The 15,420-nt window shown below is 62.8% G+C and carries 19 protein-coding genes; 2 read left to right on the top strand and 17 right to left on the bottom strand.

The genetic code is table 11. The annotated features are described in order from the left end of the window. Positions 1 to 7 precede the first annotated feature (7 nt). From IZ6_RS06170 to IZ6_RS06140, 7 genes are all read right to left on the bottom strand, one after another. The gene (locus IZ6_RS06170; RefSeq protein WP_222877123.1) at positions 8 to 481 is read right to left on the bottom strand and encodes a ricin-type beta-trefoil lectin domain protein; all 474 of its coding nucleotides are present in this window, start codon (positions 479 to 481) and stop codon (positions 8 to 10) included. A 4-nt stretch (positions 482 to 485) separates the two neighbouring features. Further along, complete coding sequence (locus tag IZ6_RS06165; protein WP_222877122.1) at positions 486 to 791, bottom strand: hypothetical protein; 306 nt, start codon at positions 789 to 791, stop codon at positions 486 to 488. Next, a complete protein-coding gene (locus IZ6_RS06160) occupies positions 788 to 1,072 on the bottom strand; it encodes a chorismate mutase (RefSeq protein WP_225874020.1) in 285 nt (94 codons plus the stop codon). The genes IZ6_RS06165 and IZ6_RS06160 overlap by 4 nt, the downstream gene beginning before the upstream one ends. After that, positions 1,069 to 2,547, bottom strand: a complete 1,479-nt coding sequence (gene gatA / locus IZ6_RS06155) for an Asp-tRNA(Asn)/Glu-tRNA(Gln) amidotransferase subunit GatA (protein WP_222877120.1) — start codon at positions 2,545 to 2,547, stop codon at positions 1,069 to 1,071. The genes IZ6_RS06160 and gatA overlap by 4 nt, the downstream gene beginning before the upstream one ends. Next, positions 2,547 to 2,834 (bottom strand): Asp-tRNA(Asn)/Glu-tRNA(Gln) amidotransferase subunit GatC, encoded by a 288-nt coding sequence (gatC, locus tag IZ6_RS06150; protein WP_222877119.1) that lies wholly within the window; start codon positions 2,832 to 2,834, stop codon positions 2,547 to 2,549. Before gatC ends, gatA begins: the two co-directional genes overlap by 1 nt. A 79-nt stretch (positions 2,835 to 2,913) precedes the next feature. Then, on the bottom strand, positions 2,914 to 3,606 hold the full coding sequence (locus tag IZ6_RS06145) for a metal-dependent hydrolase (protein ID WP_222877118.1): 693 nt from the start codon (positions 3,604 to 3,606) through the stop codon (positions 2,914 to 2,916). A gap of 55 nt (positions 3,607 to 3,661) precedes the next feature. Next, positions 3,662 to 3,994 (bottom strand): hypothetical protein, encoded by a 333-nt coding sequence (locus IZ6_RS06140; protein ID WP_222877117.1) that lies wholly within the window; start codon positions 3,992 to 3,994, stop codon positions 3,662 to 3,664. A 170-nt stretch (positions 3,995 to 4,164) separates the two neighbouring features. Between IZ6_RS06140 and IZ6_RS06135 the strand changes: the two genes are divergently transcribed. Then, positions 4,165 to 4,851: a hypothetical protein gene (locus IZ6_RS06135; protein WP_222877116.1), complete on the top strand. Its 687-nt coding sequence runs from the start codon at positions 4,165 to 4,167 to the stop codon at positions 4,849 to 4,851. Further along, positions 4,848 to 5,009 carry a hypothetical protein gene (locus IZ6_RS06130; RefSeq protein ID WP_222877115.1) on the top strand — a complete coding sequence of 54 codons (162 nt, stop codon included), beginning with the start codon at positions 4,848 to 4,850 and terminating at the stop codon, positions 5,007 to 5,009. Before IZ6_RS06135 ends, IZ6_RS06130 begins: the two co-directional genes overlap by 4 nt. Before the next feature lie 11 nt (positions 5,010 to 5,020). Here the strand turns inward: IZ6_RS06130 and parC are convergent, their stop codons facing one another. The 10 genes from parC to IZ6_RS06080 all read right to left on the bottom strand — a co-directional run bounded on the left by parC (position 5,021) and on the right by IZ6_RS06080 (position 15,353). Further along, positions 5,021 to 7,273, bottom strand: a complete 2,253-nt coding sequence (gene parC / locus IZ6_RS06125; RefSeq protein ID WP_222877114.1) for a DNA topoisomerase IV subunit A — start codon at positions 7,271 to 7,273, stop codon at positions 5,021 to 5,023. A gap of 57 nt (positions 7,274 to 7,330) precedes the next feature. Then, positions 7,331 to 8,053 (bottom strand): DNA repair protein RecO, encoded by a 723-nt coding sequence (gene recO / locus IZ6_RS06120; protein ID WP_222877113.1) that lies wholly within the window; start codon positions 8,051 to 8,053, stop codon positions 7,331 to 7,333. 276 nt (positions 8,054 to 8,329) lie between these two features. Further along, positions 8,330 to 9,250 (bottom strand): GTPase Era, encoded by a 921-nt coding sequence (era, locus tag IZ6_RS06115; protein ID WP_222877112.1) that lies wholly within the window; start codon positions 9,248 to 9,250, stop codon positions 8,330 to 8,332. Continuing rightward, positions 9,226 to 9,987, bottom strand: coding sequence for a ribonuclease III (gene rnc / locus IZ6_RS06110; RefSeq protein WP_222877111.1), 762 nt, complete (start codon positions 9,985 to 9,987; stop codon positions 9,226 to 9,228). The genes era and rnc overlap by 25 nt, the downstream gene beginning before the upstream one ends. Further along, on the bottom strand, positions 9,942 to 10,709 hold the full coding sequence (lepB, locus tag IZ6_RS06105; protein WP_222877110.1) for a signal peptidase I: 768 nt from the start codon (positions 10,707 to 10,709) through the stop codon (positions 9,942 to 9,944). Before lepB ends, rnc begins: the two co-directional genes overlap by 46 nt. Before the next feature lie 87 nt (positions 10,710 to 10,796). Beyond that, positions 10,797 to 11,198: a holo-ACP synthase gene (gene acpS / locus IZ6_RS06100; protein WP_222877109.1), complete on the bottom strand. Its 402-nt coding sequence runs from the start codon at positions 11,196 to 11,198 to the stop codon at positions 10,797 to 10,799. Further along, positions 11,195 to 11,947, bottom strand: a complete 753-nt coding sequence (locus IZ6_RS06095) for a pyridoxine 5'-phosphate synthase (RefSeq protein ID WP_222877108.1) — start codon at positions 11,945 to 11,947, stop codon at positions 11,195 to 11,197. Before IZ6_RS06095 ends, acpS begins: the two co-directional genes overlap by 4 nt. Next, positions 11,944 to 12,459: a DUF2062 domain-containing protein gene (locus IZ6_RS06090; RefSeq protein ID WP_222877107.1), complete on the bottom strand. Its 516-nt coding sequence runs from the start codon at positions 12,457 to 12,459 to the stop codon at positions 11,944 to 11,946. Before IZ6_RS06090 ends, IZ6_RS06095 begins: the two co-directional genes overlap by 4 nt. Positions 12,460 to 12,553: 94 nt before the next feature. Continuing rightward, positions 12,554 to 13,138 carry an orotate phosphoribosyltransferase gene (gene pyrE, locus IZ6_RS06085; protein ID WP_222877106.1) on the bottom strand — a complete coding sequence of 195 codons (585 nt, stop codon included), beginning with the start codon at positions 13,136 to 13,138 and terminating at the stop codon, positions 12,554 to 12,556. A 4-nt stretch (positions 13,139 to 13,142) separates the two neighbouring features. Next, entirely contained in the window at positions 13,143 to 15,353 is a 2,211-nt protein-coding gene (locus IZ6_RS06080; protein ID WP_222877105.1) for a RelA/SpoT family protein, read from the bottom strand. Between the last annotated feature and the right edge of the window lie 67 nt (positions 15,354 to 15,420).

The following is a 15,420-nucleotide window of genomic DNA, read 5'->3' as shown; positions in this document are numbered from 1 at the left end:
TTACCTGTTAGAACTTGCCGTAAACGGCCCAGCGCTGGCCGGTGCGATCTTCGGGCGGCTCCTTGCACGGCACCATGGTGACGCGCTGCTGGCCATCTTTCGCCTCGACACCGAGACAGAGCTTCTCGCCCGAGGTCAGGCGTCCGTCGCGCAGCATGGCCCAGCGCTGGCCGGGGCCGCCTGTGCACGGCGCTGCGAGCACTTCATAGACAGGAGGCTTGCCCTCCGGCTGGCCCACCGCGATCGCCTGCAGGCAGAGCGAGCCGATCGAAATCGTGTTCTTTTCGCCCTGGCGCGCGTTCTGGGTCTGCTCACGATTGCAGTCCGCCAGCGTGATCTTGCGGATGTGGCGCTCTCCCGCCTTCAGCTCCTGAGAGCCATCGAGACAGACCGTCGGGTTGTCGAGCGGCCGCAATTCCGCTGCTCCCGCCGCAACGGCAAAGCCGGCGAGGAAGAGTGCGGAGAGAGCGAGCCGTTTCATGGCGTCACGCGACCGGAGCTGCAGCGAGGAGCGTTGCTGCGATCTTGTCCCATTCGGCATCAAGCGCTGTGTCGGGGCGGCGGCGGCCGGACTGTCCGTACCAGTAGGACGAATTGTCGAGATCGCCTTCGACCCAGTGCAGATAGCCATGGACCCAGGCGCCGTCCTTGGTCTTGTCGGACTGGGCGGTGGCATGCGCTTTCTCCCAATCGCCTTTCTTCGCCCACCAGAGCGCGAGCAGCGGTTTGGGCAGCCCCGCGGGCGGCGCATCGCCAGAAATGGTAGAGTTGAAAGCGTCGAGCGTCGTCATTTGGCAAGCTTCCGTTCTTCGTATTCGACCGTCCAGGCGATCAACGCCCGGTACAGTTTCTCGGCAAGATCCGGCGGCGCGCCGCAGACATCCGCCTCTTCACGGACATGCGCCACCACTTCCTCAACCCGCTCCGGCAGAAGCGCCGGAATGGAGTGTTTCTCTTTGATCGCAATGACGCGATCGACAACCTCGATACGGCGGCCGAGCAGACGCACAAGCTCGGCATCGAGCGCGTCGATTTCGGCGCGGCAGGATGCGAGGGCGTCTTTCTCGTTCACCACCACGCCTCCGGCTTGGGATGAATGCCGGCAGCGTCCTCGATCACCTGACCGAGCGCAAACAATGTCTCTTCGTCGAACGGACGGCCGATGAGCTGAAGGCCGAGCGGCAGGCCCTCGGTGGACGATCCCGCCGGGACAGAGATTCCCGGAAGGCCCGCCATGTTCACCGTCACGGTGAAGATGTCGTTCAGATACATTTCGACCGGATCGGCGGAGCCCTTCGAGCCGATGGCGAAAGCCGGCGACGGCGTTGTCGGCGTCAGCACCGCGTCCACTCCGGCGGCGAACGCCTCGTCGAAATCGCGCTTGATCAGCGTGCGCACTTTCTGGGCGCGGACATAATAGGCGTCGTAATAACCGGCGGAGAGAACGTAAGTGCCGATCATGATGCGGCGCTTCACTTCCGCGCCGAAACCGGCAGCGCGGGTATTCTCATACATCGCGGTGATATCCTTGCCCGCAACGCGCGCGCCGTAGCGCACGCCGTCATAACGGGCGAGGTTGGATGAAGCTTCGGCCGGCGCCACGATGTAATAGGCCGGCAGCGCGTATTTCGTGTGCGGCAGAGAAATCTCGACGAGTTCGGCACCGGCGGCTTTCAGGACATCGCGCCCCTGCTGCCAGAGCTTTTCGATCTCGGCCGGCATACCGTCGACGCGGTATTCTTTCGGCACGCCGATCTTGAGGCCCTTCACCGAACGGCCGACGGCTTTCTCGTAATCGGGCACCGGGATATTGACCGAGGTCGAGTCCTTCGGATCGTGCCCGGCCATCGACGTCATCAGGATCGCGGTGTCGCGCACGGTGCGCGCAAACGGCCCGGCCTGATCGAGCGAGGACGCGAACGCGACAATGCCCCAGCGCGAGCAGCGGCCATAGGTCGGCTTGATGCCGACAATGCCGGTGAAGGCGGCAGGCTGGCGGATCGAGCCGCCCGTGTCCGTACCCGTGGCGCCGAGGCAAAGGCGTGCGGCGACCGCCGAGGACGAGCCGCCCGAGGAGCCGCCGGGCACGAGATTTTCGGTCGAGCCTTTGGCGCGCCAGGGATTGATGACATTGCCGAAGGCGGACGTCTCGTTCGACGAGCCCATGGCGAATTCGTCATTGTTCAGCTTGCCGAGCATCACCGCACCGTCGCGCCAGAGCTGCGAGGTGACGGTGGATTCATAAGTCGGCACGAACTCGCCGAGGATTTTCGAGCACGCGGTCGTGCGCACGCCCTCGGTCGCGAACATATCCTTGATGCCGAGCGGAATGCCTTCGAGCGCTCCGCCCTCGCCCTTGGCGAGCTTCGCATCGGAGGCCTTCGCCATGGCGCGCGCTCTGTCGGGCGTTTCCAGAATATAGGCGTTGAGCGGGCGCGCCTTTTCGACGGCCGCGACATGCGCATCCGTCAGCTCCGCCGCGGTGAATTTCTTTGTTTTGAGGCCGTCGCGGGCTTCGGCAAGCGTGAGGTCGGTCAGATGGCTCATCACTCGACCACTTTCGGCACGACGTAGAAATTGCCCTCGCGGATGGGAGCGTTGGACAAGACCTTTTCCGGCTCGCCGCCCGCGGTGACCTTATCGGTCCGCAGCGGCAGCTTCATCGGGGTGACAGACGTGAGGGGCTCGACGCCCGAAACGTCGAGCGCCGACAGCTCCTCAACGAAAGCGAGGATGGCGTTCAACTCTCCCGCGAGATGGGTCACTTCTTCGTCTTTGACGGCAATACGCGCAAGCCGCGCGACGCGCCGGACCGTGGTCTCGTCGACCGCCATGCCAAACCCTGTTCAAGAGGACAAATTCGATAGGCGGGATAGCACCCCGGAGGGCGTTCCGCCAAGGCGTCAGGCCGCCTCAGACCTCGAAGGGCACGCCCTTTTCCGGAACCCTGATCTCGGTCTTTTTAGTCACCTGCGCCCTGAAGCTGTCGGCCGACTGATCCAGCAGGCCGAAAGTCGCATAATGGCAGGGCACAACAAGGTCGAAATCGAAGAAATTATTGACCGCATAGGCGGCTGTGCGGGCGCCCATGGTGAAGCGGTCGCCGATCGGCACAAAGCCGATCTTGGGCTTATAGAGCTCGTTGATCAGCTTCATATCGCCGAACAGGGCGGTGTCCCCGAGGTGATAGACGGTGGGCTGGCCCTTGGCTTCGATGATGATGCCGGTCGGATGGCCGAGCTGGGCGAAGACCCCGTTCACAAGCTCGCCCGAGGAATGGAAGGCCTGGACGAGCGTGACGGTGAAGCCGTCCACGGTGATCGAGCCGCCGGTGTTCATCGGCTCGACCTTCTCGACCCCCTGCCCCTGCAGCCAGGTCACGATCTCGAAGCTGGAGATGACGGTGGCGCCGGTCTCTTTGGCGATCTGCACGGTGTCGCCGACATGATCGCCATGGCCGTGCGTCAGGCAGATATGGGTCGTGCCCTTGGCGACCTCGGCAGCGCCGCCTTTATAGCCCGAGCCCGAAATGAACGGATCGAACAGAATGCTCTTGCCGTCGAACTCGATCTTGAAGGCGGAATGGCCGTACCAGGTGATGCGCATCTTGGGGTCCCTCATTGGAGCGTGAAGCTAGCGGGGCCGAAAGACGGGTCAAGCGCTACTGCGGCAGCTTCACGTCCGGTGAGGCGCAGATATCGACATTGCGCGCGGTGAACATGTCCTCATCGCCGGTGACGGCCTGGAAATCGAAGGCGCAGGCGCCCCCGTCCTCGAAGGTCACGCTGGCCGATGCGCCAGGAGCAATCTTGGTGGCGCCGCCAAGAATATTGGCCTGATAATCCCCGAGCTCGGGGGGCGAGGCATACAGCTCGACGATGATCGAGGACGAGCCATTGGTCACCTTGATCTTGCGCTCTCCGGCGCACGCGCCCGACAAGGACACGATGACGATCCCGGCGCACACCAGCGCCGTAAAAACCCAGGACTTCATCGGGGAAACACCTCCGCACGAGGACGGCCTTCCATAAAGGCGCAAGTCCCGCGGGAAAAGTGCGAATATGTCGCGGTATGAGGGCCTTAGAAGGCCTGATTCATCCTTAGGGGCGCTGACGCGCTGACAGGTTCTTGACAGGTTTGTCATGGAGTTGTCACAAATCACCTATGAGAGAGCGCATTCTGGGGGTCGCGCTCGCGCCCTGGTTTCTATCCAGCCTCGCGGCGATCAACGCGTTGGTGTTCACCCTGTCGGTGAGCATTCCGGACGATCCGCACCCGTTCCTCGATGAATGGGGTCCGGTTTCGATCCTGTCGGGCTTTCAGCTTCTCGTCTGCGGAATTCTCGCGCTCGAAATTTACAAGCTCCGCCCGGCCTGGATCTGGCGCCTGATCGGCTGGGGCTTCTTCTTTCTGTGCGCCGATGAAATGCTGCAGCTGCATGAGTCCAGCGATCGCCTGATCCACTGGATACTGGGAGTGCAGCAGACACGCATCACGAACCATTTGGACGATGTGATCGTCGGCCTGTACGGACTTGCCGGGCTCGCCGCCCTGTTCGCCGGCCGCGCCGAGATCGTCTTCTTCCGCCGGCAATGGTGGCTGTTCGCCCTCGGCTTTACCGGCTTTGCCGTGATGGTGGCGTTCGATCTGATGGGCGGCGACCTCGGCGCTCTGTGGTCTTACCTCGATGTGTCGGCGCACCAGGGCAAGGTCTGGGCGGAAGTGGTCGAGGAAGGCTTCAAGCTCGCCGGCGGCTTCTTCTGCGTCACTGCGCTTCGCAAATGCTGGGACATGCTGCAGGCGCCCGCCTCTCGCCTGTATCCGAACGCTCCCCCGGTTCCCGCAGAATGACCGCGGCATCGATAGCACGTGTGCTGGCCCGGGCCCGCGACATCACGCTCACCGAGGCGATCAACATCAGCATCTGCGTCTGCGCGGTTATCGGACTGATCGCATTCTCGCTCTGGATCGAAGAACTCCAGAACGTCTTTCCGATCAGGAACGACTGAAGCGCAGAAGATCAATACGGCGTGAAGCGGTTGGTCTTGGGGAAACCGCGCGGCGGCAGGCGGCCGGCATCGGAACGGTTGCCGATCCAGTCGCGCAATTCCTTGGCATCGAGCGTGAAGCTCCGCCCGGAACTGTCGACCCAAGTCAGGCCCGATTTCAGCACGAAGGTGATGGCGTCGGAGATCGTTCCGTCCTTGTATTTCTGCAGGCGCACACCGCGGCCGCGGCCCATTTCCGGAACCTGGCTGAGCGGGAAGATCAGAAGCTTGCGGTTCTGGCCGATGACGGCGACATGATCGCCTTCGGCCGGCACGGCGACGCGCGCTTCGTCCGGGCTGTCGACGTTCAGAACGTTGCGGCCCTTCTTCGTCGAAGCGAGAAGATCGTCTTCCGGCACGACGAAGCCGCGCCCGTCGGTCGCAACGATCAGACGCTTGGCGCCCGGCCGGTGCGGCCAGACCTGCGCGATGTCGGCGCTGTCTTCGAGATCGATCTGCAAACGGATGGGCTCGCCATGGCCGCGGCCGCCCGGCAGTTTCGACGCATCGAGCGTGAACGTCTTGCCGTTGGTCGCGAGCACGAGAATCTTCGCCGTCGTCTCGGTGCGGAACGCATGCTTCAGCGTATCGCCCTGCTTGAAGGCGAGCGTCGACAGATCGTCCGCATGGCCCTTCAGCGCACGGATCCAGCCCATGGCGGAGACGACGACCGTGATCGGCTCGCGCTCGACCAGCGCCTCAGTAAAGTCGATGGCCGGAAGATCGCCGGCTTCGGCAAAGGCCGTGCGGCGCTTGCCAAGTGCAGTTGACGGTCCGAACGTCTTGCGGACTTCGGCGATCTCTTTCTTGACCTTGGTCCACTGGCGCGCTTCGGAGCCCAGCAGCTTTTCGATATCCGCTTTTTCTTCGGTGAGCTCTTTGTGCTCGGTGCGGATCTGAATTTCTTCGAGCTTGGCGAGAGCGCGCAGGCGGATATTGAGGATCGCTTCCGCCTGAATCTCGGTGATCTTGTATTTGCGGATCAGCTCGGCCTTGGGATCGTCCTTGGTGCGGATGATCTTGATGACCTCATCGATATTGAGGAAGGCGATCAGAAGGCCGCCCAAAATCTCCAAGCGCCGGTCGATGGCATCGAGGCGGAATTTGGCACGGCGGACGATGACTTCCTGGCGATGTGCCAGCCATTCCCGCAGCACCGGCGCGAGGCCCAGCACCTGCGGCACGCGGCCCTTCACCAGCACGTTCATATTGAGGCTGATGCGCGTCTCGAGATCGGTGAGCTTGAACAGGCTCTCCATCAACACATCCGGATCGACGGTGCGCGCCTTCGGCTCGAGCACGATGCGGATATCGTCGGCGCTCTCATCGCGCACATCGGCGAGGATCGGCACCTTCTTGTCGATCACCATGCTGGCGAGCTGCTCGATCAGGCGGCTTTTCGGCACGAGCCACGGAATTTCCGTGACGACGATCACCCAGGTGCCGCGGCCGGCATCTTCCTGATGCCATTTCGAGCGCAGGCGGAAACCGCCGCGGCCCGTTCTATACGCTTCCGCAATCGAGCCCGCCGGTTCGACGACAATGCCGCCGGTCGGGAAATCCGGACCGGGGATGAACTTCAGAATGTCGTCGGTATCGGCTTTCGGATTGTCGATCAGATGCACCGCAGCATCGAGAAGCTCGGCGGCGTTGTGCGGCGGGATCGAGGTCGCCATGCCGACCGCAATACCCTGAGAGCCATTGGCGAGCAGGTTCGGGAACGCCGCGGGCAGAACGATCGGCTCTTCTTCCGAGCCGTCATAGGTTTCGCGGAAATCGACCGTGCCCTCGTCGAGCCCGTCGAGCAGAAGGCGGGCGACTTCAGTCAGGCGCGCTTCGGTGTAGCGCATAGCGGCGGGGTTATCGCCGTCGACATTGCCGAAATTCCCCTGCCCCTCGACCAGCGTCCAGCGCTGGGCAAATTCCTGCGCCAGGCGCACCAGCGCGTCATAGACCGACTGATCGCCATGCGGATGGTATTTACCGATGACGTCGCCGACGACGCGGGCGGATTTCTTGAAGGCCTGCCCGGGATCGAGCCGCAGCAGCCGCATCGCATAGAGCAGCCGGCGGTGAACAGGCTTCAGACCGTCACGGGCATCGGGCAGCGCGCGCTGGGTGATCGTCGACAGCGCATAGGCAAGGTAGCGCTGCTCCAGCGCCGAGCGCAGCTCGATGGTTTCAATCGGATCGCCGCCGGAGGGCGGTGGGGCCTGTTTTCCCATGGGGGGTGGCTACCTCAAGGCCTGAGTCGAGGCAAGAATCAGTTCCAAGAAATCGATTTAACCTTTCACGGCCGCTATATAGGCGTCGCGCGCGTCGGGCATGACCATGCCGCGCGGCTCATAGACATCGCGGGCGAGGAAGAAGCCGGTCAGCCGGAAGCCCGAAGCAATGTCCTCCGGGCGCGGATGGGCATTCACCGAGGACGAGATGAGAAAAGCCGGCAGCTTCAGCATCCGATCGGCATAGGGCTCGCCCGCCACCGCCGACACCGCGCGCGCCGATTTCGGCGAGACATAAATGAGATCAGTCATCGCGCCGGTCGAGGCGCAGGAGGAAAGATCGAGGCCGAAGCCAAGCTCGGCCAGCATCGCCAGCTCGAACCGCACCATCAGCGCCGGGCCGATATCCGGATCGCTCAAATGATCGAGCACGAGGCCGAGCGTGTCGAACACCGCCGGATGCGGATCGCGCTCGGGCAGAAGCCGCGTCAGCGTGGAGATCCAGGTGAGGCCAAAGACCGGCGCACGCGCTTCCATCAGGCGCGCAGCGCGCAGCGTCACGCCTTCCAGCGTGTAATTGCCGAGATGCTCGTCGAGCCGCGCCCGCCATTCGGCGCGCACGAGATTGCCGGGCTGCAGAACGGGGCGCTGGGTGCGCGAGCGCCCGCCCCGCACAAGGCCGAGATGGCGGCCATGGTCTTTCGTCAGCAGCTCGACAATGACCGAGCTTTCGCCATGCGGACGGGCGGAGAGGACGACGCCCTCATCGGACCAGTGCATTTATTTCTGCCTTCTATGAAAATGGAGCAACAGGCACGCGATTGCGCCTCTCGCCCTTCCATCGGCTGTGTCCAACTCTGAAGGCCCCATGAGCAACCTCACGACCCCCACAGCCAATACTGAAACCACCAACCCTCCGGGTCCTGCAAAAAATTCAAACATGGAATTGCTCCCTCGCTTGAACTCAGCATGGCCTAAGGATGGTTGCCAGCAACGCACTGGTATGGAGATGATGTGAATACGGGATCGAGGCCGCTCAGACGCTAACCTATTGTCCTACTTCGGAAACTCCAGGCCCATTTCCCGATAGCGCTCGGGATCGTCGGACCAGTTTTCGCGCACTTTGACGAACAGGAACAGATGGACGGGATGTTCGGCGATCTCGGCGATCTCCTGCCGTGCTGCGGTCGAGATGGCCTTGATGGTCTGGCCGCCTTTGCCGATGACGATCTTCTTCTGGCTCTCGCGCTCGACATAGATCGTCTGCTCGACGCGCGCCGAACCATCGGGCTTCACTTCCCAGAGTTCTGTCTCAACCGTCGAGGAATAAGGCAGTTCTTCGTGGAGGCGCAGGAACAGCTTTTCGCGCGTGACTTCCGCGGCGAGCATGCGCAGCGGCAGATCTGAAATCTGATCTTCCGGATAAAGCCACGGCCCGTCCGGCATCTCGCCGGCGAGCCAGGTTTTCAGATCCTCGACGCCGTCGCCCGTCTCGGCGGAAATCATGAACACGCGCTCGAAGGCGGATCTGGAATTGGCCTCTTCGGCAAGCTTCAGCAATTGATCGCGCTTTACGAGATCGATCTTGTTGAGGACGAGAAAGACCGGGCGTTTTACCTGGGCGAGGCTCTCGAGCATTTTCAGCGCTTCGTCGTCGAGGCCCTTTTTGGCATCGATGAGCACGCCGACGCGGTCGGCATCTTTCGCGCCGCCCCAGGCGGTCGTGACCATGGCGCGATCGAGACGGCGCTTGGGCGAAAAAATGCCGGGCGTATCGACGAAGATGATCTGGCTGTTGCCGTGAATGGCGATGCCGCGCACGAGAGCCCGCGTCGTCTGAACCTTATGCGTGACGATCGAGACCTTGGCGCCGACCATGGCGTTGAGAAGCGTCGATTTGCCGGCATTGGGCGCGCCGATCAGCGCAACGAAGCCGCAGCGCGTCTGATCACTCAACTTCTCTTTCCTTCCGTCCATACGCCCTCGCGCGTCAAAAAGGCGATGGCAGCAGCCTTCTCGGCCTCGCGCTTGGTGCGCGCTTCGCCGACCGCCGTCTCGAACCCTTTCACCGCGACTTCGACACGGAAGAGCGGATTATGGTCAGGCCCTGCCCGTTCGATCTGCTTATAGGCGGGCGTGCCGAGGGCGCGCGAGGCCGCCCATTCCTGCAGCGCCGTCTTGCCGTCGCGCAAAGGCCGGCGCGGATTGATCAGCCGGTCGCGCCAGAAGCGGTCGACGAGGCTCTTTGCTTCATCGAAGCCGCCGTCGAGATAGACCGCGGCGATGACGCTCTCGCAGACATCGGCCAACATGCTTTTGCGCTTGCGGCCGCCGCTGCGCGCTTCGCCCGGACCAAGCTTTACCGCCGCGCCAAGATCCATCGCCACCGCGATCTCGGCGCAGGTATCGGCGCTGACGAGTTCGGACAGGCGCTGCGACAGCTCGCCTTCCGGCGTGTCCTTGTATTGAGAGAACAGCATCTCGGCGATGGCGAGGCCGAGCACGCGGTCGCCGAGAAACTCAAGACGCTGATAGGAGCCGAGCCGCACATCGCCGCCTTCGGCGGCCGAGGCATGCGTCAGCGCAAGATCGAGAAGATCCTCATTCTTGAACGCATAGCCAAGGCGCGCTTCGAGCGTTTCACGGGCGGCGGCGCGCGGCGACTTCGTCACAGCAGATTGAAGATGCGCGACCAGCGCACCGACCACGGCCATTCCCAGAACGCCCAGGCATGGCTGCCTTCCTCAACCGAGAAGAAGATGATCTCGGCGCGGCCGACAAGATTTTCATACGGGACATAGCCCACCGCCGACTGGACGCGGCTGTCGGTGGAGTTGTCGCGATTGTCGCCCATCATGAAGAAATGACCCGCCGGCACTTCATAGACCGGCGTGTTGTCGTTGAAGCCGTTCGGCGTCAGATCGAGCGTCTCGTGGACGACGCCGTTCGGCAGCGTTTCCTTGAAACGCGGAATGCGGACTTTGCGGCCCGACGGTTCTTCCTCGATCCAGTCGTCAATACGTTCTTTCGGCACGGGTTTACCGTTGATCTGCAGAACGCCGTCGATCATCTGAATCTTGTCGCCCGGCAGGCCGATGACGCGCTTGATGTAATCGGTGGCGTTGTCCGTCGGCAGTTTGAAGACGACGATATCGCCGCGCTCAGGCTCGGAGCCCATGATGCGGCCCGAAAACAGCGGCGGCGAGAACGGGATCGAATATTTGCTGTAGCCGTAGGAATATTTCGACACGAAGAGGTAATCGCCGACGAGCAGCGTTTCCTTCATCGATCCCGACGGAATGGAAAAAGGCTGAAACAGAACCGTGCGGATGACGACCGCGATGATCAGGGCGTGCGCAATGACGCGCAGGGTTTCGAGAAACCCGCCTTCTTCTTTCTTGGTCTCGGCCACGCCCGCCTGCCTCTCATCCTGCATGTTCATGTCCTTGATTCGGGAAGGACGCGCCCCAACGAGCGAACCCTGATAGACTTTTGTATCCGGCCTCACAACCGGGCCTAAAGATCAAGCTTTGGGCACCGCCGTGATGACGACCAGCGCCTGAGCCATTGGATATTCATCTGTAATCGTCACATCGATCCGCGCCATGTGGCCGGCGGGAACGAGTTTATCGAGATGGGTTTTGGCGCCGCCGGTCAGCTCAAGCGTCGGACGGCCCGAGGGCAGATTGACGACCCCCATATCGCGCCAGAACGTGCCGTTGCGGAACCCGGTGCCGAGCGCCTTCGAGCATGCCTCCTTGGCGGCAAAGCGCTTTGCATAGGTTGCAATGCGCTCGGCGCGGCTGTCGGCCTTTTTCTGTTCGAGCGGCGTGAACACGCGCTGGATGAAGCGGTCGCCGAAGCGCTCGATGGTCTTCTCGATGCGGCGGATATCGATGAGGTCGGAGCCGATGCCTAAAATCATGCGGCAGCTCCCCGCATGCCACGGCCGCGCTCCATCGCCTGACGCATGCGGGCGATGGTGTTGCCGAGACCGACGAACACCGCCTCGCCGATCAGGAAATGGCCGATATTGAGTTCGGCGATCTCAGGCAGCGCCGAAATCTGTTCGGCGCTCGCATAATCGAGGCCGTGGCCGGCATGGATTTCGAGGCCAAGCGATGCGCCTTGGCTCGCCGCCGCTTTGATCCGCTCGAATTCGGCGGCGGATTTTGCGGCGTCCTGATCTGCGAGAGCATGGCACCAGGTGCCGGTGTGCAGTTCAATAACAGGTGCGCCGAGTTCGGCGGCGGCGGCGATCACCGCGGCGGTCGGCTCGATGAACAGCGAAACGCGGATGCCGGCGGCTTTCAGCGTTGCGATGGCGGGCGCCAGCGCCTCTTTCTGGCCGATGAGATCGAGCCCGCCTTCCGTCGTGCGTTCGGCTCTGCGCTCCGGCACAAGGCAGCAGGCATGCGGTTTCAGGCGCGATGCGATGGCGACCATTTCCGGCGTCGCCGCCATTTCGAAATTCAGCGGCGCGGGAAGAAGGCGCAGCGCCTCGATATCGGCATCGCGGATATGACGGCGGTCTTCGCGCAGATGCGCGGTGATCGAGTCCGCACCCGCGGCGAGCGCCGCTTTCGCCGCGCGCACAGGATCGGGATGCGCCCCACCTCGCGCATTGCGGACGGTGGCGACGTGATCGACATTGATGCCGAGACGGATCGTCATGTGCGTGCCTGCTTTCGCTGATGCCGCATCGCAATCAGCCGCCGCACCGGAAAATAGACCGCGAGCGCCAATCCGCCGCCGAGAACGACGCTGCCCAGCATCAACGGCGCGATGAAGGGCTCAAGAGCCGACCAGGAATGCTGCTCGATGAGAGCCGTTGCCGAGAAATGCGGGCTGCCGGGCAGAAAGAGCGTGCCGACTTCGTAAGATGCCGCCCAGAACATCGGCATGGTCAGCGGGTTTGCGAGCGTCGTCACCGCGGCGGAGGCGAGAATGCTGCCACCGAGGATAAAAGCCAGCGTTGCGGCGATGATGTAGTGGAAGCCGAACAGCGGGCTGAAAGCGGCAAAAATGCCGGCCGCCGCCCCCGCCGCGATGGCGTGGGGCGAGCCCGAAATCCGCATCAGCTGGCGGCCGCGATAGCGCAGCGCCCGGCCCCAGCCCATGCGCGGCCAGACCATGTCCCGGAGGCGGTCTAGAAGCGGTTTTTGGGTGCGGCGTCCGAAACTCATGGCGGGCATATGCTCCCGGGCAGCGGCAAACTCAAGGCAGGCTTTGCCAAGGCGCGATCATGCCTAACCGGGCCGAGGCTCGGCATTGAAATCCTTAGGCTTTCAGCCCGCGCGAGCCGGGCTTGGACGCCGGAATGGCGGACAGCTCCGGCGGCAGGGCATCGGCCGGATAGGCCGGAATGTCGAGGGTCGCCAGCGCCACCATCTTCACGCCGAGATCGGCCTTGCCGCCCGACCGGTCGATCAGACAGGCGGCACCCAGAACCTTGCCGGGATGTTCGCCGATGGCGGCGAGGCATTCGCGCGACGACAGGCCGGTCGTCACAATGTCCTCGACCATGACCACCTTGGCGCCGGCCGGAATCTCGAACCCGCGGCGGAGACGGAAGACGCCGTCTTCGCGCTCGACGAAAATGGCCTTGGCCTTCAGATGCCGCGCCGTCTCATAACCCGGCACGATGCCGCCGACGGCCGGCGAGACAACGATGTCGATCTTGCCGAACGCCGCTTCGATTTTCTGAGCGAGCGCCTTGCACAGAACTTCCGTGCGCGCCGGATCCTGGAAGATGAACATCTTCTGCAGGAAGACCGGGCTGTGCAGACCGGAGGACAGAACGAAATGGCCTTCGAGCAGCGCACCGGCCGCGCGGAATTGTTCGAGCACTTCCTCTTGCGTCATCCAATCACCCGTTCACCCGCTCGGCGCTCGACACGACATTCGAGCGTTTGAGATCGCGCATGATCTCGTTGAGATGTTTGAGATCGTGCACGCCGAGTTCGAGCGTGATCTCGTGGAAATCGGACGAGCGCGCGACCATGCCGATATCGTCGATATTGCCGTCATGCTCGGCGATGATGCCGGTGATCTGCGCGAGCGAGCCCGGCTCGTTGACGCAAGTCAGCTTGAGCCGCGCCGGAAAGCGTAGGACTTCGGCCGCTTCCATATCCCAGCGCACATCGAGCCAGCGTTCCGGCTGGTCCTCGAATCTCGCAAGTTCCGGCGACTGAATGGGATAGATCGTGACGCCCTCGCCCGGCACAAGAATGCCGACAATGCGGTCGCCCGGCACCGCGCCGCCGTTCGGCGCAAAACGCACCGCGAGATCGGATCTGAGACCGACAATCGGAATGGCCGAACCGTTCGCCGAATTGATGGCGCCGGCGCCGATCTGGCGGATGGTCGAGCCGATCTTCAGCCCCTGCGAGCCGGGAAGTTTTTTGGTGCGGCGCGACACCGGACGGTCGGCCTTCACTTCGGGATAGACGGCGCGCACGACATCGTTGGCCAGCATTTCGCCGCGGCCGACTTCGCTCATCACCTCGTCGATGCTGTGGCGCGCAAGGCGCGGCAGCACGGCTTTCAGCTTCTCGTCCGAATATTCCTTGTGCGCGCGCTCGAAGCCGCGCTCGACGATCTGGCGGCCGAGGCCTGCATATTGCGCTTTGACGGCGGCGCGCGTCGCACGGCGGATGGCGGCGCGCGCTTTGCCGGTGCGCACAAGGCTTTCCCAGGCGGCGGGCGGCTGCGTCTGCCCTTCGGCGCGGATGATCTCGACCTCATCGCCATTCTTGAGTTCCGTCACGAGCGGCATCAGCGAGCCGTTGACCTTACAGCCGACGCAGGAATTGCCGACGCTGGTGTGGATCTCATAGGCGAAATCGATGGCATTGGCGCCGCGCGGCATGGCGATGAGCCGGCCCTTCGGCGTGAAGCAGAAGACCTGGTCGTGGAAGAGTTCGAGCTTTGTGTGCTCGAGGAATTCTTCCGGGCTGTCGCCTTCGGAGACGATTTCGATCGTGCGGCGCAGCCATTCATAGGCGCGGCTGTCTTTCGCCAGCGCCTCGCGCTCGTCATCGCTCGCACCGTCCTTGTAAAGTGGATGCGCCGCGATGCCGTATTCGGCGACATCGTCCATGTCTTCGGTGCGTATCTGCAATTCGGCGCGCTGATGACCGGGACCGATCACCGTCGTGTGCAGCGAGCGGTAATCGTTCTGCTTGGGCGTCGAGATGTAATCCTTGAAGCGGCCCGGCACCATCGGCCATTGCGTATGGACGATGCCGAGCGCGCGATAGCATTCCTCGACGGAACCCACGATGACGCGGAAGGCGAAGATGTCCGAGAGCTGTTCGAAGGCGACGGATTTGCGCTCCATCTTCGACCAGATGGAATAAGGCCGCTTCTCGCGCCCGCCGATATCGGCCTGGATGCCGTTCTCGAACAGCTTCTTGGCGAGGTCCTTCTCGATCTTGTCGATGAGATCGCTCGAACGTTCCTTCAGGTGCTTCAGACGATCGGTGATCGTCTTGTGCGCATCGGGGAAGAGCGCGCGGAAAGCCAGATCTTCCAGCTCCTCGCGCATTTCCTGCATGCCCATGCGGCCGGCGAGCGGCGCATAGATATCGAGCGTTTCCTCGGCGATGCGGGCGCGCTTTTCCGCCGGCACGTAATGCAGCGTGCGCATATTGTGGAGGCGGTCCGCGAGCTTGACCATGAGGACGCGGACATCCTCGGAAATGGCCAGCAGAAGCTTTCTGAGATTCTCGGCCTGGGCGGCCTGCTTCGACACAAGATCGAGCTTTTTCAGCTTAGTGAGGCCATCGACCAGTTTGCCGATCGGCTCGCCGAACAGCTTGTCGACCTCCGAGCGGGTCGTGCCGGTGTCCTCAATCGTGTCGTGGAGGAGCGCAGCGACGATGGAGGCATCGTCGAGCCTAAACTCGGTCAGGATGCCGGCGACCTCAAGCGGATGGGAAAAGTATGGGTCGCCCGAGGCGCGTGTCTGACCGCCATGGGCTTTCATCGCATAGACATAGGCGCGGTTGAGCAGCGCCTCGTCCGTATGCGGATTGTATTTCCGGACTCGGTCGACGAGTTCGTACTGGCGGATCATAGCTGTCGCGCCGGTCTATGCACCCGGCGCATCTCCTGCCCGTATATGAGGTTTTGCAACACGGTTG

It is taken from the genome of Terrihabitans soli (assembly GCF_014191545.1).
GTDB classification, from domain to species: domain Bacteria; phylum Pseudomonadota; class Alphaproteobacteria; order Rhizobiales; family Methylopilaceae; genus Flaviflagellibacter; species Flaviflagellibacter soli.
The sequence above is the reverse complement of the archived record's forward strand: the minus strand, read 5'-3'. Positions and strand labels throughout refer to the sequence as shown.

Excerpts from the sequence above, each read along its gene's own strand:
- IZ6_RS06170 (WP_222877123.1), bottom strand. The coding sequence starts at position 481 with ATGAAACGGCTCGCTCTCTCCGCACTCTTCCTCGCCGGCTTTGCCGTT.
- IZ6_RS06165 (WP_222877122.1), bottom strand. The coding sequence starts at position 791 with ATGACGACGCTCGACGCTTTCAACTCTACCATTTCTGGCGATGCGCCG.
- gatA (WP_222877120.1), bottom strand. The coding sequence starts at position 2,547 with ATGAGCCATCTGACCGACCTCACGCTTGCCGAAGCCCGCGACGGCCTC.
- gatC (WP_222877119.1), bottom strand. The coding sequence starts at position 2,834 with ATGGCGGTCGACGAGACCACGGTCCGGCGCGTCGCGCGGCTTGCGCGT.
- IZ6_RS06145 (WP_222877118.1), bottom strand. The coding sequence starts at position 3,606 with ATGCGCATCACCTGGTACGGCCATTCCGCCTTCAAGATCGAGTTCGAC.
- IZ6_RS06140 (WP_222877117.1), bottom strand. The coding sequence starts at position 3,994 with ATGAAGTCCTGGGTTTTTACGGCGCTGGTGTGCGCCGGGATCGTCATC.
- IZ6_RS06135 (WP_222877116.1), top strand. The coding sequence starts at position 4,165 with ATGAGAGAGCGCATTCTGGGGGTCGCGCTCGCGCCCTGGTTTCTATCC.
- IZ6_RS06130 (WP_222877115.1), top strand. The coding sequence starts at position 4,848 with ATGACCGCGGCATCGATAGCACGTGTGCTGGCCCGGGCCCGCGACATC.
- parC (WP_222877114.1), bottom strand. The coding sequence starts at position 7,273 with ATGGGAAAACAGGCCCCACCGCCCTCCGGCGGCGATCCGATTGAAACC.
- recO (WP_222877113.1), bottom strand. The coding sequence starts at position 8,053 with ATGCACTGGTCCGATGAGGGCGTCGTCCTCTCCGCCCGTCCGCATGGC.
- era (WP_222877112.1), bottom strand. The coding sequence starts at position 9,250 with ATGGACGGAAGGAAAGAGAAGTTGAGTGATCAGACGCGCTGCGGCTTC.
- rnc (WP_222877111.1), bottom strand. The coding sequence starts at position 9,987 with ATGGCCGTGGTCGGTGCGCTGGTCGCGCATCTTCAATCTGCTGTGACG.
- lepB (WP_222877110.1), bottom strand. The coding sequence starts at position 10,709 with ATGCAGGATGAGAGGCAGGCGGGCGTGGCCGAGACCAAGAAAGAAGAA.
- acpS (WP_222877109.1), bottom strand. The coding sequence starts at position 11,198 with ATGATTTTAGGCATCGGCTCCGACCTCATCGATATCCGCCGCATCGAG.
- IZ6_RS06095 (WP_222877108.1), bottom strand. The coding sequence starts at position 11,947 with ATGACGATCCGTCTCGGCATCAATGTCGATCACGTCGCCACCGTCCGC.
- IZ6_RS06090 (WP_222877107.1), bottom strand. The coding sequence starts at position 12,459 with ATGAGTTTCGGACGCCGCACCCAAAAACCGCTTCTAGACCGCCTCCGG.
- pyrE (WP_222877106.1), bottom strand. The coding sequence starts at position 13,138 with ATGACGCAAGAGGAAGTGCTCGAACAATTCCGCGCGGCCGGTGCGCTG.
- IZ6_RS06080 (WP_222877105.1), bottom strand. The coding sequence starts at position 15,353 with ATGATCCGCCAGTACGAACTCGTCGACCGAGTCCGGAAATACAATCCG.